This is a genomic window from Isoptericola sp. AK164, assembly GCF_029643425.1.
GTDB classification, from domain to species: domain Bacteria; phylum Actinomycetota; class Actinomycetes; order Actinomycetales; family Cellulomonadaceae; genus Isoptericola; species Isoptericola haloaureus.
Map to the genome: position 1 here is coordinate 1,477,069 of NZ_CP119106.1, position 14,021 is coordinate 1,491,089.

A 14,021-nucleotide genomic window follows, 5' to 3' on the forward strand; every position below is an offset into this window, starting at 1 on the left:
GGTCTGCGCGTGTGAAGACTTCCTCCGTGCGCTCTGTCGTGCTGGCCGGTGGAGGGACCGCCGGCCACGTCAACCCGCTGCTCGCCGTGGCCGACGAGCTGCGGGCCCGTGACCCCGAGACGTCGTTCCGGGTGCTGGGCACCGCGGCCGGCCTGGAGGCCGACCTCGTCCCCGCCGCCGGCTACCGGCTGCACGAGATCCCCCGGGTCCCGCTGCCGCGCCGGCCGAGCGTGGACCTGCTGCGGCTGCCGGGCCGCCTGCGCGCGGCCGTGCGGTCGGCGCAGGACGCCATCACCGAGATCGACGCCCGGGCCGTGGTCGGCTTCGGTGGCTACGTGTCCACCCCGGCCTACCTGGCGGCGCGACGTCTCGGCGTGCCGGTGGTGATCCACGAGCAGAACGCCCGCCCGGGTCTGGCGAACCGGCTCGGGTCCCGCTGGGCGGCCGCCGTGGGCACCACCTTCGCCGACACGACGATCGCCGGGGCCACCTGCGTCGGGCTGCCGCTGCGCCCGGCGATCGCCGCCCTGGTCGACGAGCGCCGGGCGGACCCTGCCGGTTCCCGGAACCGCGGGGCCGCCGCGCTCGGCCTCGACCCCGACCTGCCGACCCTGCTGGTCACCGGGGGGTCCTCGGGCGCCCTGAACGTCAACCGGGCGGTGACGGGTGCCGCCGCCGCGCTCCTGGACGCGGGCCTGCAGGTGCTGCACCTGACCGGCCGGGACAAGGACGCCGAGGTGCGCGAGGCCGTGGCGGCGCTGGCCGGCGACCACGACGTGTCCCGCTACCACGTGCGCGAGTACCTGTCGGACATGCAGCACGCGCTGGCCGCCTGCGACCTCGTCGTCGCGCGCTCCGGGGCCGGGACGGTCTGCGAGCTCGCCGCGCTGGGGTTGCCCGCGGTGTACGTCCCGCTGCCGATCGGCAACGGCGAGCAGCGGCTGAACGCCCGCGACGTCGTCGGGGCCGGCGGCGGGATCGTGATCGACGACGCCGCGTTCACCCCGGAGCGGGTCGCGGCCGAGGTGCCCGCCCTGCTCCAGGACCGGGCACGGCTGGCCGCCATGGCCGAGGCCGCCGGCTCGGTCGGGGTCCGCGACGCGGCGGCCCGGGTCGCCGACATGGTCGAGGCGGCCGCGGGGGCGGCACGATGAGCGCCCCGTCCGCCGTCGCCGCGCTCGGGCGCGTCCACCTCGTCGGCGTCGGCGGAGCCGGGGTGTCCGTCGTCGCCCGTCTGCTCGCGGCCCAGGGCGCCCCGGTCCAGGGGTCGGACGCCGTCGAGAGCCCCGCGCTGTCCGCGCTGCGGGCCGACGGCGTGACCGTGTGGGTCGGGCACGACGCCGACCACGTCGTCGCGCCGGACGGCACCCCGCGGGTCGACACCGTCGTCGTCTCCACCGCCGTGCGGGAGAGCAACCCCGAGCTGGCCGCCGCGCGTGCGGCGGGCCTGCGGGTCCTGCACCGCTCCCAGGCGCTCGCCGCCCTCATGCAGGGGCGGCGCACCGTGGCGGTCGCCGGCGCGCACGGCAAGACCACGACCTCGGCCATGGTGGCCACCGTGCTCGCCGCGGTCGGGGTGGACGCCTCGTTCGCGATCGGGGGCACGGTCCGACGGCGGGACGCGACGGGGGAGCGGACCGTGCCGGGCGGCCACGCCGGCAGCGCGGACGTGCTGGTGGCCGAGGCCGACGAGTCCGACGGGTCGTTCCTCAACTATGCCCCGACGGTGGCGGTGGTGACCAACGTCGAGGCTGACCACCTCGACCACTACGGCTCCCAGGAGGCGTTCGAGCAGGCGTTCGTGGACTTCGCCGCGCGGATCACCCCCGACGGGGCGCTCGTCGCCTGCGCGGACGACGCCGGCTCGGCCCGGTTGGCCGCCGCGCACCGCGAGGCCGGCCGACGCGTGGTCACCTACGGCACCGCGGACGGTGCCGACGTCCGCGTGCGGGACGTCGTCGTCGGCGCCGGGACCGTGCGCGCCGTCGTGTCCGGCGGGCCCCTGGGTGCGACGGACCACGTGCTGGCCCTCGACGTGCCGGGGGCGCACAACGCCCTGAACGCCACCGCCGCGGTCGTCGCCGCCGTGCTGCTCGGGGCGGAGCCGGCGGCCGCCGTGGCGGGCGCCGGCATGTTCGTGGGGACGGGTCGACGCTTCGAGCCGCGCGGCGAGGTCGCGGGCGTGCGGGTGTTCGACAGCTACGACCACCACCCGACCGAGGTCGAGGCGCTGCTGCGTGCGGCCCGCCCGGTGGCCGGCGACGGACGCGTGGTCGTGCTGTTCCAGCCCCACCTGTACTCACGCACGCGGATCTTCGCCGACCGGTTCGCCGCGGCCCTGGCGCTCGCCGACGAGGTCGTGGTGACCGGGGTGTACCGGGCGCGGGAGGACGTCGACCCGCAGGTGACGGCGCGGACCATCACCGACCGGGCCGGCGCGACGGTCTCCGGGGGGCGGGTCCGCCCGGTCGAGGACCGGCTCGCGGCCGCGCACGCCGTGGCGGAGCTGGCCCGTCCCGGTGACGTCGTCCTGACCGTCGGCGCCGGCGACGTCACCGAGCTCGGCCCCGTCGTCCTCGCGGACCTGGCGGCCCGTCACGGCGTGGCGGACCCCTCGGGGCCCGCGCCGGACGCGACCATGGGGTGATGCGTCCTCCTCCTCGTCCCCGCGCGCCCGAGCGGTCCCGGCCGGACCCGGCGGGGACGTCCGCGCCGTCGGCGGGGGCGCGGGGCCGTGCCCCGCAGCGGTCGGGCTCCCGTGCTCGTGCGGGCGACGGTGCGCGGTCGAGCGGCAGCGCCCGCTCCTCCGACAGCGCCCGCTCCGCCGCGAGCCCGGCGCGCGCCCGGCCGTCGGCTCCCGCGCGGGCGCCGCGCCCGGCGCCGTCGCCGGCGGCCGACCCCCGGGTGTCGACCACCATGGCGGAACGGCGGGCCGAGCGGTCGGCGATGCGCCGTCACCGGTCGTGGCGCACCGTGCTCGTGGTCGTGCTGGTGCTCCTGCTCGCCGGGGGAGCCGGCTGGGTGGTCGGGTGGTCCGACCTGCTGGCGCTCGAGGCCGGTGAGGTGGCCGTGACGGGGGCCGACTCGTCCGTCGTCGACGGCGAGCGGGTCCACGAGATCGCCGTCGCGGCCGCCGGCACGCCGCTGGCGCGGCTGGACGCCTCGGGCATGGCGGAGGAGATCCGCGGATTGCGCGGTGTCAAGGACGTCGCGCTGGAGCGGTCGTGGCCGCACGGTCTGCAGGTGTCCGTCGTGGCGCGCGAACCGGTCGCCGCGGTCCCGGACGACGGTGACTTCGTGCTGCTCGACGACGAGGGGGTCCGCCTCGGCCGTCGCGGCGCGGTGCCGGAGGGGCTCCCGGTGGTCTCCGTGCCGCTCGAGCAGGAGTCCGTCCGCGCGCTGCGGGCGGCGCTGGCCGTGGTCGCGGCGCTGCCGCCCGGTCTGGCCGCCCGCGTGGAGACGGTGAGCGCCCGCACCCAGGACGACGTCGAGACCGTGCTCCGCGACGGACTGAGCGTCCGGTGGGGCGGCGCGGAGCGGCTGCCGCTGAAGGTGGAGGTCGTGCGCACCCTGCGTCAGGTCGGCGGCGACGTCGCCGTCATCGACGTGTCCTCGCCCGAGCTTCCCGTGACCCGTTGAGAGCCGTCACACCGCTCGCGACACGCCGAGGCATGTGCGGCCCGCGTGGGTGTCGGCGAAATACCGTCGGTGGCAAGCAGCAACCTGACATAACACTCACCTTCAACTATAACCTGAAGGTTTGGTCGGTGGCAGTCAGGACCGGAACGACCCGAGAGGCAACGACGTGGCAACTCCGCAGAACTACCTGGCAGTGATCAAGGTGGTCGGCATCGGCGGTGGCGGCGTGAACGCCGTGAACCGCATGATCGAGGTCGGCCTCAAGGGTGTCGAGTTCATCGCCATCAACACCGACGCGCAGGCCCTGCTGATGTCGGACGCCGATGTCAAGCTGGACGTCGGCCGCGAGCTGACGCGCGGGCTCGGCGCGGGGGCGGACCCCGAGGTCGGCCGCAAGGCCGCCGAGGACCACGCCGAGGAGATCGAGGACGTCCTGCGCGGGGCGGACATGGTCTTCGTCACGGCGGGCGAGGGCGGCGGCACCGGCACCGGCGGCGCGCCGGTCGTGGCCCGCATCGCGCGGTCGCTGGGTGCGCTGACCGTGGGCGTGGTCACCCGGCCGTTCACCTTCGAGGGGCGTCGCCGCTCGGTGCAGGCCGAGCAGGGGATCGAGCAGCTCCGCGAGGAGGTCGACACCCTCATCGTGATCCCGAACGACCGGCTGCTGTCGATGTCGGACCGGAACGTCTCGGCGATCGCCGCGTTCCACTCGGCCGACCAGGTGCTGCACTCCGGCGTCCAGGGGATCACCGACCTCATCACCACCCCCGGCCTGATCAACCTGGACTTCGCCGACGTGAAGTCCGTGATGCAGGGGGCCGGGTCCGCCCTCATGGGCATCGGCTCGGCCCGCGGGGAGGACCGCGCCGTCCAGGCCGCCGAGCTCGCGATCTCCTCGCCGCTGCTGGAGGCCTCCATCGACGGCGCGCACGGCGTGCTGCTGTCGATCCAGGGCGGCAGCGACCTCGGCCTGTTCGAGGTGCACGAGGCGGCACGCCTGGTGCAGGAGGCGGCCCACCCCGAGGCGAACATCATCTTCGGCACGGTCATCGACGACGCGCTCGGCGACGAGGTCCGGGTCACGGTCATCGCCGCCGGCTTCGACGGGGGACTGCCCAAGCCGCGCGAGGACTCCCGGGCGCTCGGGCAGGTCACCGGCAGCTCCGCGGCCGGCCGGCCGGCCGTCGACGACGGTGCGGCCGGGCGTCCGGCCCCGGCCTCCGCGACGAGCCCGGCGTCGCCGGCCGGTGGTCAGGGCGTCTCCCCGGCGACCGCCCCGGTGCCCGCCGCCGAGCCCGCGCACGCCCGTCCGCGGCCGATCCCGGCGGACCCGGACGACGTGCCGGCGAGCCTGGAGCCGGTGGGCGGCAGCCCGCGCCCGGCGCAGCTCGGTGTCGTCGAGGAGGGCAACGGCGAGGGCGTGACGGTCGAGCGTCCGGTGGACGTGCCCCGGATGGTCGACCAGTCCCGGCCCGCCGAGGACCTCGACGTCCCCGACTTCCTCAAGTGACCTCACCCGTCCCCTGGGCCCAGGAGGCCATGTTGCCCGAGGACTTCGGCGCGGGTCTGCTGCGGGCAGACCTGGGCGAGGGTGTGGTGGCGGGGTTCACCACGCGGCACGGCGGCGTCTCGCCGGCGCCGTGGTCGTCCCTCGACCTGGCCGACACCACGGGTGACGACAGCGCGCGCGTCCAGCGCAACCGCGACCTCCTGGCCGAGTGGGTCGGGGCCCCCGTGGCCTTCGCCACGCAGGTGCACGGCGCGGACGTCCTCGATCTCGGACCGGCCGAGCGTGCCGAGTGGTCCGGTGCGCCCCCGATGAGCGCCGGTACCGCGGACGGCCTGGTCACCGCGGAACCGGGACTGGGGCTCGGCGTGCTCGTCGCGGACTGCGTCCCGGTGCTGCTCGCCGACCCCGTGGCCCGGGTGGTCGGCGTCGCCCACGCCGGACGCCGGGGACTCGTCGCCGGCGTCGTGGACCGGGTCGTCGACCGCCTGCTGGCGCGCGGCGCCGAGGTGGACCGGCTGCGCGCCGCCGTCGGGCCGGCGGTGTGCGGGGCGTGCTACGAGGTGCCGGAGGACCTGCGTGACGAGGTCACCGCCGTCGTGCCCGAGAGCTGGTCGACCACGGCGCGCGGCACCGCCGGGCTGGACCTGCCTGCCGGGGTGACGGCCCGGCTCGCCGCGCGGGGCGTCGCCGCCACACGGGTCGATCGCTGCACGATGACCGACGCGGACCTGTTCTCGCACCGTCGGGCCACGGCCGCCGGCGAGGTCGCGGGACGCCAGGCGGGTGTCGTCGTCCTGTCGTGACGTCGGCGTGTCGCGATCCGCCTAGCGCGTCGTGCTGGATACCGTCAAGTCACTGACGTACCGACGAAACGGAGCAGGGCGATGGGCGGAGCGCTTCGCAAGACGATGCTGTACCTGGGGCTGGCCGACGACCAGCGCCCCGACGGGGAGTACCTCGACGACTACGACGAGGAGCTGGAGCCGGTGCGTGACGACGACTACCAGGCCGAGGTCACGCCGCTGCACCGTGACGGGGTGCCGGCCGACGCCCTCGTCGGCGGCGACCTGCGTCGCATCACCACCATCCACCCGCGGTCGTACAACGACGCGCGGCTGATCGGCGAGGCCTTCCGCGGCGGGACGCCGGTCATCATGAACCTGTCGGACATGGACGACTCCGACGCCAAGCGGCTCGTCGACTTCTCGGCGGGACTGATCTTCGGCCTGCGGGGCTCCATCGAGCGGGTCACGAACAAGGTCTTCCTGCTCTCGCCTGAGCACGTCGAGATCGCGGGCGAGGAGCAGGTTGCCCCGCGGCCGACCGAGGCACGTGCGGGAGCCTTCTACAACCAGAGCTGAAACCACGACCACGACGCGCGGCCCGGGCACGCCCCTCGGGCTGCGCGTCGTGCGTCGGGTAGGTTGCCCTCGTGAGCGTGATCTTCAGCCTCGTCGGCTTCGTCCTGCTGCTGTTCCTGCTGTGCCTCATCGTCCGGCTGGTCTTCGACTGGGTGCAGTTCTTCGCCCGTGACTGGCGTCCGCGCGGCGTCGTCCTCGTGATCGCCGAGGGTGTGTACACCGTCACAGACCCGCCGCTGCGCGCGCTGCGCCGGATCATCCCGCCGCTGACCCTCGGCAGCGTGCGCCTGGACCTCGCCTTCCTCGTCCTGTTCCTGGCGACGTCGATCCTCATGCAGGTCGCGAACGGTCTGGCCGCGAGCCTCTGAGCCGCCCGGGGCGCCGCCGGGCGCCTCGCCCGCACGGGAGGAGCGGTGGCCCGGGGGCGGGCGCCGACCGCCCCGCCACCTGTGAAGACGTCGTGTGCTCGGCGTCCTCGGAGGGCCGCGTCGGCGCCCGTGGGCTACCGTGGGCACCCACGGACGCTCCGGGTCCGTGCATGGATCGCGCTACGGCAACGAGGTGACACGATGGCACTGCTGACGGCAGAGGACATCCTCAACAAGAAGTTCTCGGCGACGAAGTTCCGCGAGGGCTACGACGTCGAAGAGGTCGACGACTTCCTGGACGAGGTCGTCCGGACTCTGACGGCGGTGCAGGAGGAGAACGACGACCTGCGGTCGAAGCTGTCCGCGGCCGAGAGCCGGGTCGCGGAGCTCAGCCGCAACGAGGCCGCGGCGCAGTCGGCCGAGAAGCCCGAGGCCCCGGCTCCGGCCGCCGCGCCCGCTCCTGCGCCGGCCCTGGCCGAGGCGGCCGCCGGCAAGCAGGGCGCCGAGCCCGAGTCCGCCACGGGCATGCTGCAGCTCGCCCAGAAGCTGCACGACGACTACGTCCGCTCCGGCCAGGAGGAGGGCGACCGGCTCATCGCCGAGGCGAAGGCCGAGGGCTCCCGCATCGTCCGCGAGGCCGAGGAGACCAGCCACCGCACGCTGTCGCAGCTGGAGCAGGAGCGGTCGCTGCTCGAGCGCAAGATCGACGAGCTGCGCCTGTTCGAGCGGGACTACCGCACCCGCCTGAAGAGCTTCCTGCAGAACCTGCTCGGCGACCTGGACGCCCGCGGCTCGGCCCTGCCGCCGCAGCGTCAGAACGCCGCGGCGGGTCGTTCGCAGGACGTCTGACGCACCACCCGGAGCACGCGGCGCACGGATCGGCCCGCACCAGCAGACACGCCCGGTCGGCGCGTGCTGTTGTGCGGGTCGATCCGTGCGTTTACTCTGCGGTGACCTCGAAGAACGGAAGGGCGCCGAATGTCCAAGCTCTCCACCTCCCAGCGGGCGACGATCCGCGAGGAGTTCCCGAACCTGACGCGTGACGTCAAGGAGTTCCCCGTGCGTGACGGCGAGGAGCCGTGGACCCTCCAGGAGGTCTCCGAGCTCGCGCTGCTGCTCCTGGAGGACAAGGAACGCTTCACCGCCGAGCTGGCCGCTGCCGACGCCGAGCTGTCCGACCTCCTGCGCAACTCCGGCGACGGCGCCGGTGACGACCAGGCCGACTACGGTTCCAGCGCGCTCGAGCGCGAGCAGGAGCTCACGCTCGTGAACAACCTGCGCGACCTGCTGGACCAGACGACCCACGCGCTGGACCGCATCCGCAACGGCGCCTACGCCACCTGCGAGGTCACCGGGGCGCCGATCGGCAAGGCACGGCTGCAGGCCTTCCCGCGGGCCACCCTGTCGGTCGAGGCGAAGGCACGCGAGGAGCGTCGGTAGCGCCGTAGACTCTGGCGCGATGTCCACGACGCCCGCCGGGTCCGACCCGGTCCCCGACCCTCCCCACGAGACCGCGTCCTCGGCGCCCCAGGACGCCGACGACGCCGTCGCCACGCACGACGCCGCGGCGGCCGCCCGTCGCCGTCGGCTCGGCGTCGGCGCGCTGAGCCTCGCCGCCGTCGTGCTGGTCACCGACCAGCTGACGAAGTGGTGGGCGCTGGCCGCGCTGACCGAGGGCGAACGGATCGCGCTGCTCGGCGACCTGCTGGGGCTGACCCTGGTGTTCAACCCGGGCGCCGCGCTGTCGTTCATGGCGAACGGCTACACCTGGGTCCTGACGATCGTCGTCGTGGTGGTCGTCGTGGTGATCCTGCGCGCGATGCGTCGCATCGGGTCGCTCGGCTGGGCCGTCGCGCTGGGCCTGCTCCTGGGCGGCGCGCTGGGCAACCTCGTCGACCGGATCTTCCGGCAGCCGGGCTTCGCCCGCGGCGAAGTGGTCGACATGATCGCCTACGCCGACTTCTTCGTCGGCAACGTCGCGGACATCGCCATCGTCGTCGCCGCGGGGCTGATCATCCTGCTGTCCTTCCGGGGCGTCGGGCTCGACGGCACGCGCCAGACCTCCGACGACACGGAGGACGAGGACTGATGGCGCTGCGTACGCTGCCCGTGCCCGACGGCCTGGCCGGCGAACGGGTGGACGTCGCCCTGGGCCGCATGCTCGGGTTCTCCCGCAGCCAGGCGGCCGAGCTCGCCGCGTCCGGCGCGGTGCGCGCGGACGGGCGCACCGTGAGCAAGTCCGACCGGCTGGTGCCCGACACGCTGCTCGAGGTGGACGTCCCGGACGCCCCGGCCGAGGCCGTGGAGGTCGTCGCCGAGCCGGTGGAGGGCATGTCGATCGCCTACGACGACGACGACGTCGTGGTCGTGGACAAGCCGGTCGGGGTGGCCGCGCACCCGTCGCCGGGGTGGACCGGCCCGACCGTGGTCGGCGCGCTGGCCGCCGCCGGCTACCGCATCGCCACCTCCGGCGCCGCCGAGCGGCAGGGGATCGTGCACCGCCTCGACGTCGGCACCTCCGGCCTGATGGCGGTGGCCAAGTCCGAGGCCGCCTACACGGGGCTCAAGCGCGCCTTCAAGGAGCGCACGGTCGACAAGGTCTACCACGCGCTCGCCCAGGGCCACCCGGAGCCGACGACGGGCACGATCGACGCGCCGATCGGTCGGCACCCGCACCACGACTACAAGTTCGCCGTGGTCGCCGACGGCAAGCCCTCGGTGACCCACTACGAGGTGCTCGAGATGCTGCCGGCCGCGTCCCTGGTCGAGGTGCACCTGGAGACGGGCCGCACCCACCAGATCCGGGTGCACTTCGCCGCGCTGCGCCACCCGCTCGTCGGCGACCTGACCTACGGGGCCGACCCCACGCTCGCCGCCCGCACGGGGCTGCAGCGGCAGTGGCTGCACGCGATGCGCCTGGGGTTCACCCACCCCGTCACGGGCCGGGACGTCATGGTGGAGTCCGAGTACCCGCAGGACCTGGCCGACGCCCTGCGGACGCTGCGCGACGCCTACCTGTGAGCCGGTGAACCTCGTCACGGCGGGGCAGGACGGGGACGTCGGGGGCCGCGCCTAGACTCGGGGCATGCCGGACGCCGCCACCTCGAAGACCGACGACTTCGTCCATCTGCACGTGCACACCGAGTACTCCATGCTCGACGGCGCCGCGCGGATGGACGACCTCTTCTCCGAGGTGGCGCGGCTCGGCCAGAAGGCCGTCGCGATCACGGACCACGGCTACCTGTTCGGCGCCTTCGACTTCTGGAGCACGGCCCGGAAGTACGACGTCAAGCCGATCATCGGCGTCGAGGCGTACGTCACGCCGGGCACCAGCCGTCACGACCGCACGAAGGTCCAGTGGGGCGAGCAGCACCAGAAGCGCGACGACGTCTCCGCCGGCGGTGCCTACACCCACATGACCCTGTGGTCGCGGAACAACACCGGGATGCACAACCTCTTCCGGGCGTCCTCGCTGGCCTCGCTGGACGGCCAGATGGGCAAGTGGCCCCGCATGGACCGCGAGCTGCTGGAGACGTACTCCGACGGGCTGATGGCCACCACGGGCTGCCCCTCGGGGGAGATCCAGACCCGGCTGCGGCTCGGCCAGTGGGACGAGGCGGTCCGGGCCGCCGGCGAGTACCAGGACATCTTCGGCCACGAGAACTACTTCGTGGAGCTGATGGACCACGGGATCGAGATCGAGTCCCGGACCTCGAAACAGCTCCTCGAGCTCGCGAAGCACATCGGTGCCCCGCTGGTGGCCACCAACGACCTGCACTACACCAAGCGCGAGGACTCCCACGCCCACGAGGTGCTGCTGGCGGTCAACTCGGGCTCGACCCTGGACGAGCCCACCTACGACCAGGGCGGCAGCCGGTTCGCGTTCAGCGGCGACAACTTCTACGTCAAGTCCGGCGCCGAGATGCGCCGGCTCTTCGCCGAGATGCCCGAGGCGATCGACAACACCCTGCTCATCGCCGAACGGTGCGAGGTCTCCTTCGACACCGGGGCGAACTACATGCCCAACTTCCCGGTCCCGGCCGGCGAGGACGAGGTCTCCTGGTTCGTCAAGGAGGTCGAGAAGGGCATGCACGCCCGGTACCCGCAGGGGATCCCGGACGCCGTGCGCGCCCAGGCGAAGTACGAGACCGAGGTCATCGTCCAGATGGGCTTCCCCGGGTACTTCCTCGTGGTGGCCGACTTCATCAACTGGGCCAAGGAGCAGGGCATCCGCGTCGGCCCGGGCCGTGGCTCGGCCGCCGGGTCGATGGTCGCCTACGTCATGGGCATCACGGAGCTCGACCCGATCGAGCACGGCCTGATCTTCGAGCGCTTCCTCAACCCCGAGCGCGTGAGCATGCCCGACGTCGACGTGGACTTCGACGAGCGCCGGCGCTCCGAGGTCATCCGCTACGTCTCCGACAAGTACGGCGACGACCGCGTGGCCATGATCGCCACCTACGGGTCCATCAAGGCCAAGCAGGCGCTCAAGGACGCCTCGCGGGTGCTCGGGTTCCCGTTCGCGATGGGGGAGAAGCTCACCAAGGCGATGCCGCCGCCCGTCATGGGCAAGGACATCCCGCTGTCCGGCATCTTCGACCCGGACCACGACCGGTACTCCGAGGCCGGCGAGTTCCGCCAGCTGCACGACACGGACCCCGAGGCCCAGCGCGTCGTCGAGACCGCGCGCGGCATCGAGGGGCTGAAGCGGCAGTGGGGCGTGCACGCGGCCGGCGTCATCATGTCCAGCGACCCGCTGATCGACGTCATCCCCATCATGCGGCGCCCGCAGGACGGCGCGGTCATCACGCAGTTCGACTACCCGACCTGCGAGGGCCTCGGCCTGATCAAGATGGACTTCCTCGGGCTGCGCAACCTCACGATCCTCGAGGACGCCCTGGAGATCATCGAGGCCAACGGCAAGGACCCCGTGCAGATCGAGACGGTGGCGCTGGACGACAAGGCGTCCTACGACCTGCTCGCCCGCGGCGAGACCCTCGGCGTGTTCCAGCTCGACGGCGGGCCCATGCGCTCGCTGCTGCGCCAGATGCGGCCCGACAAGTTCGACGACCTCTCCGCCGTCATCGCCCTGTACCGACCCGGTCCGATGGGCATGAACTCGCACGTCAACTACGCGCTGCGCAAGAACGGCATGCAGAAGATCGAGCCGATCCACCCCGAGCTCGCGGAGCCGTTGTCGGAGGTGCTCGACGAGACCTACGGCCTCATCGTCTACCAGGAGCAGGTCCAGCGTGCCGCGCAGGTGCTCGCCGGGTACTCGCTGGGCCAGGCCGACCTGCTGCGCCGCGCCATGGGCAAGAAGAAGCCCGAGGTGCTCGCCAAGGAGTTCGTGAACTTCGAGGCCGGCTGCAAGGAGCGCGGCTACTCGGACGCCGCGATCCAGGCGGTGTGGGACGTGCTGGTGCCCTTCGCCGGGTACGCCTTCAACAAGGCGCACTCGGCCGGCTACGGCCTGGTCGCCTACTGGACCGCCTTCCTCAAGGCGAACTACCCGACCGAGTACATGGCGGGTCTCCTGCAGTCGGTGCGGGACGACAAGGACAAGATGGCGCTCTACCTCAACGAGTGCCGTCGCATGCGCATCACGGTGCTGCCGCCGGACGTCAACGACTCCGCGGCCAAGTTCACCGCCGTCGGCGAGGACATCCGCTTCGGCCTGACGGCGGTGCGCAACGTCGGCGCCAACGTGGTGGACGCCATCGTCGCGGCCCGCGAGGAGCACGGGGCCTTCACCTCGTTCACCGACTTCCTGGACAAGGTGCCCGCCGTGGTGTGCAACAAGCGCACCATCGAGTCGCTGATCAAGGCCGGAGCCTTCGACTCCCTGGGCCACCCGCGGCGGGCCCTGCTCGTCGTGCACGAGCAGGCCGTGGACTCGGTGATCTCGGTCAAGCGCAAGGAGGCGGAGGGGCAGTTCGACCTTTTCGCCGACTTCGGTGCGGACGGCGCCGCGGACGACGCCGTGTCGTTCGCCGTCGACGTGCCGGACCTGCCCGACTGGGACAAGAAGCAGCGGTTGTCCTTCGAGCGGGAGATGCTCGGCCTGTACGTCTCGGACCACCCGCTGTCCGGGCTGGAGCACGTCCTGGCCCGCGCCGCCGACACCTCGATCGCGCTGCTCATGGCCGACGAGACCCGGGCCGACGGGTCCTCGGTCACCGTCGCCGGCCTGCTGACGTCGGTGCAGCGCAAGATCAGCAAGAACGGCAACCCGTGGGCCGCGGTGACGATCGAGGACCTCGAGGGCGGCGTCGAGGTGATGTTCTTCGGCGAGACGTACCTGGCCTACTCCACGGTGCTGGCCGAGGACCAGGTCGTCACGATCCGTGGCCGCGTGCGGCGCCGGGACGACCAGATGCAGCTGCAGGCGCAGGAGGTCTCCCTGCCCGACACCTCGGCGGTGGCGGACGCCCCGGTGCACGTCACCGTGCCGCACACCCGGTGCGTCGAACCGGTGATGCTGCGCCTGCGCGAGGTGCTGTCGACCCACCCGGGGTCCTCGGCCGTGCACGTCGCCGTCGCCGAGCCGGGCAAGAAGACCCTGGTGCAGGCCGGCGACGGGCTGCGGGTCGAGAGGTCGCCCGCCCTGTTCGGCGACCTCAAGGCGCTCCTCGGCCCGAGCTGCCTGTCGTGACCGGCACCGGGGACGACGGCAGCGCCGACCACCGGTTCCGGGTGGTCCCGGCGGCGTACCTGCTGCTGCGCCGGGAAGGCCAGGTGCTCCTGCAGCTGCGCCGGGGCACGGGGTTCATGGACGGGTACTGGGCGGCCGGCGCGGCCGGGCACGTCGAGCCGGGGGAGTCCGCGGTGGCCGCGGCGGTGCGCGAGGCGGCCGAGGAGCTCGGCGTCACCGTCGCGCCGTCGGACGTGGTACCGCTGACGGCGCAGCACCGGGGCGTCCCCGGCGGCCCCGCGCTCGAGCAGCGCGTCGACTTCTTCTTCGCGGCCGACCGCTGGACCGGCGAGCTGCAGGTCCGCGAGCCGGCCCGGACGGCGGACCTGCGCTGGTTCCCCCTGGTCGCGCTGCCCGAGCCGGTCGTCCCGCACGAGCTGCCCGTGCTGCGCGGCCTGCACGACGGCGTCCTGCCGGCCGTGATGACCTTCGGGTTCGGCCCGTAGGGT

The 14,021-nt window shown here is 73.4% G+C and carries 13 protein-coding genes; all 13 read left to right on the top strand.

Annotated elements, in window-relative coordinates; genetic code table 11:
* The first annotated feature begins 11 nt into the window (after positions 1-11).
* Complete coding sequence (murG, locus tag PO879_RS06750; RefSeq protein WP_278237149.1) at positions 12-1,154, top strand: undecaprenyldiphospho-muramoylpentapeptide beta-N-acetylglucosaminyltransferase; 1,143 nt, start codon at positions 12-14, stop codon at positions 1,152-1,154.
* Positions 1,151-2,647, top strand: a complete 1,497-nt coding sequence (gene murC / locus PO879_RS06755) for a UDP-N-acetylmuramate--L-alanine ligase (protein ID WP_278237150.1) — start codon at positions 1,151-1,153, stop codon at positions 2,645-2,647. The genes murG and murC overlap by 4 nt, the downstream gene beginning before the upstream one ends.
* Positions 2,647-3,639, top strand: a complete 993-nt coding sequence (locus tag PO879_RS06760; protein ID WP_278237151.1) for a cell division protein FtsQ/DivIB — start codon at positions 2,647-2,649, stop codon at positions 3,637-3,639. The genes murC and PO879_RS06760 overlap by 1 nt, the downstream gene beginning before the upstream one ends.
* Positions 3,640-3,805: 166 nt before the next feature.
* Positions 3,806-5,149, top strand: a complete 1,344-nt coding sequence (gene ftsZ, locus PO879_RS06765) for a cell division protein FtsZ (RefSeq protein ID WP_278237152.1) — start codon at positions 3,806-3,808, stop codon at positions 5,147-5,149.
* A complete protein-coding gene (gene pgeF, locus PO879_RS06770) occupies positions 5,146-5,952 on the top strand; it encodes a peptidoglycan editing factor PgeF (RefSeq protein ID WP_278237153.1) in 807 nt (268 codons plus the stop codon). Before ftsZ ends, pgeF begins: the two co-directional genes overlap by 4 nt.
* Before the next feature lie 81 nt (positions 5,953-6,033).
* Positions 6,034-6,510 carry a cell division protein SepF gene (gene sepF / locus PO879_RS06775; protein ID WP_278237154.1) on the top strand — a complete coding sequence of 159 codons (477 nt, stop codon included), beginning with the start codon at positions 6,034-6,036 and terminating at the stop codon, positions 6,508-6,510.
* A gap of 71 nt (positions 6,511-6,581) precedes the next feature.
* Positions 6,582-6,878 carry a YggT family protein gene (locus tag PO879_RS06780; RefSeq protein ID WP_278237155.1) on the top strand — a complete coding sequence of 99 codons (297 nt, stop codon included), beginning with the start codon at positions 6,582-6,584 and terminating at the stop codon, positions 6,876-6,878.
* A gap of 201 nt (positions 6,879-7,079) precedes the next feature.
* On the top strand, positions 7,080-7,727 hold the full coding sequence (locus tag PO879_RS06785) for a DivIVA domain-containing protein (protein WP_278237156.1): 648 nt from the start codon (positions 7,080-7,082) through the stop codon (positions 7,725-7,727).
* Positions 7,728-7,856: 129 nt separating this feature from the next.
* On the top strand, positions 7,857-8,318 hold the full coding sequence (locus PO879_RS06790; RefSeq protein ID WP_278237157.1) for a TraR/DksA C4-type zinc finger protein: 462 nt from the start codon (positions 7,857-7,859) through the stop codon (positions 8,316-8,318).
* Between the two features lie 19 nt (positions 8,319-8,337).
* On the top strand, positions 8,338-8,967 hold the full coding sequence (gene lspA, locus PO879_RS06795; protein ID WP_278237158.1) for a signal peptidase II: 630 nt from the start codon (positions 8,338-8,340) through the stop codon (positions 8,965-8,967).
* Positions 8,967-9,899 carry an RluA family pseudouridine synthase gene (locus PO879_RS06800; RefSeq protein ID WP_278237159.1) on the top strand — a complete coding sequence of 311 codons (933 nt, stop codon included), beginning with the start codon at positions 8,967-8,969 and terminating at the stop codon, positions 9,897-9,899. Before lspA ends, PO879_RS06800 begins: the two co-directional genes overlap by 1 nt.
* A gap of 64 nt (positions 9,900-9,963) precedes the next feature.
* A complete protein-coding gene (gene dnaE, locus PO879_RS06805) occupies positions 9,964-13,533 on the top strand; it encodes a DNA polymerase III subunit alpha (RefSeq protein WP_278237160.1) in 3,570 nt (1,189 codons plus the stop codon).
* Positions 13,530-14,018 (top strand): NUDIX domain-containing protein, encoded by a 489-nt coding sequence (locus tag PO879_RS06810; protein ID WP_278237161.1) that lies wholly within the window; start codon positions 13,530-13,532, stop codon positions 14,016-14,018. Before dnaE ends, PO879_RS06810 begins: the two co-directional genes overlap by 4 nt.
* The last annotated feature ends 3 nt before the right edge of the window (positions 14,019-14,021 follow it).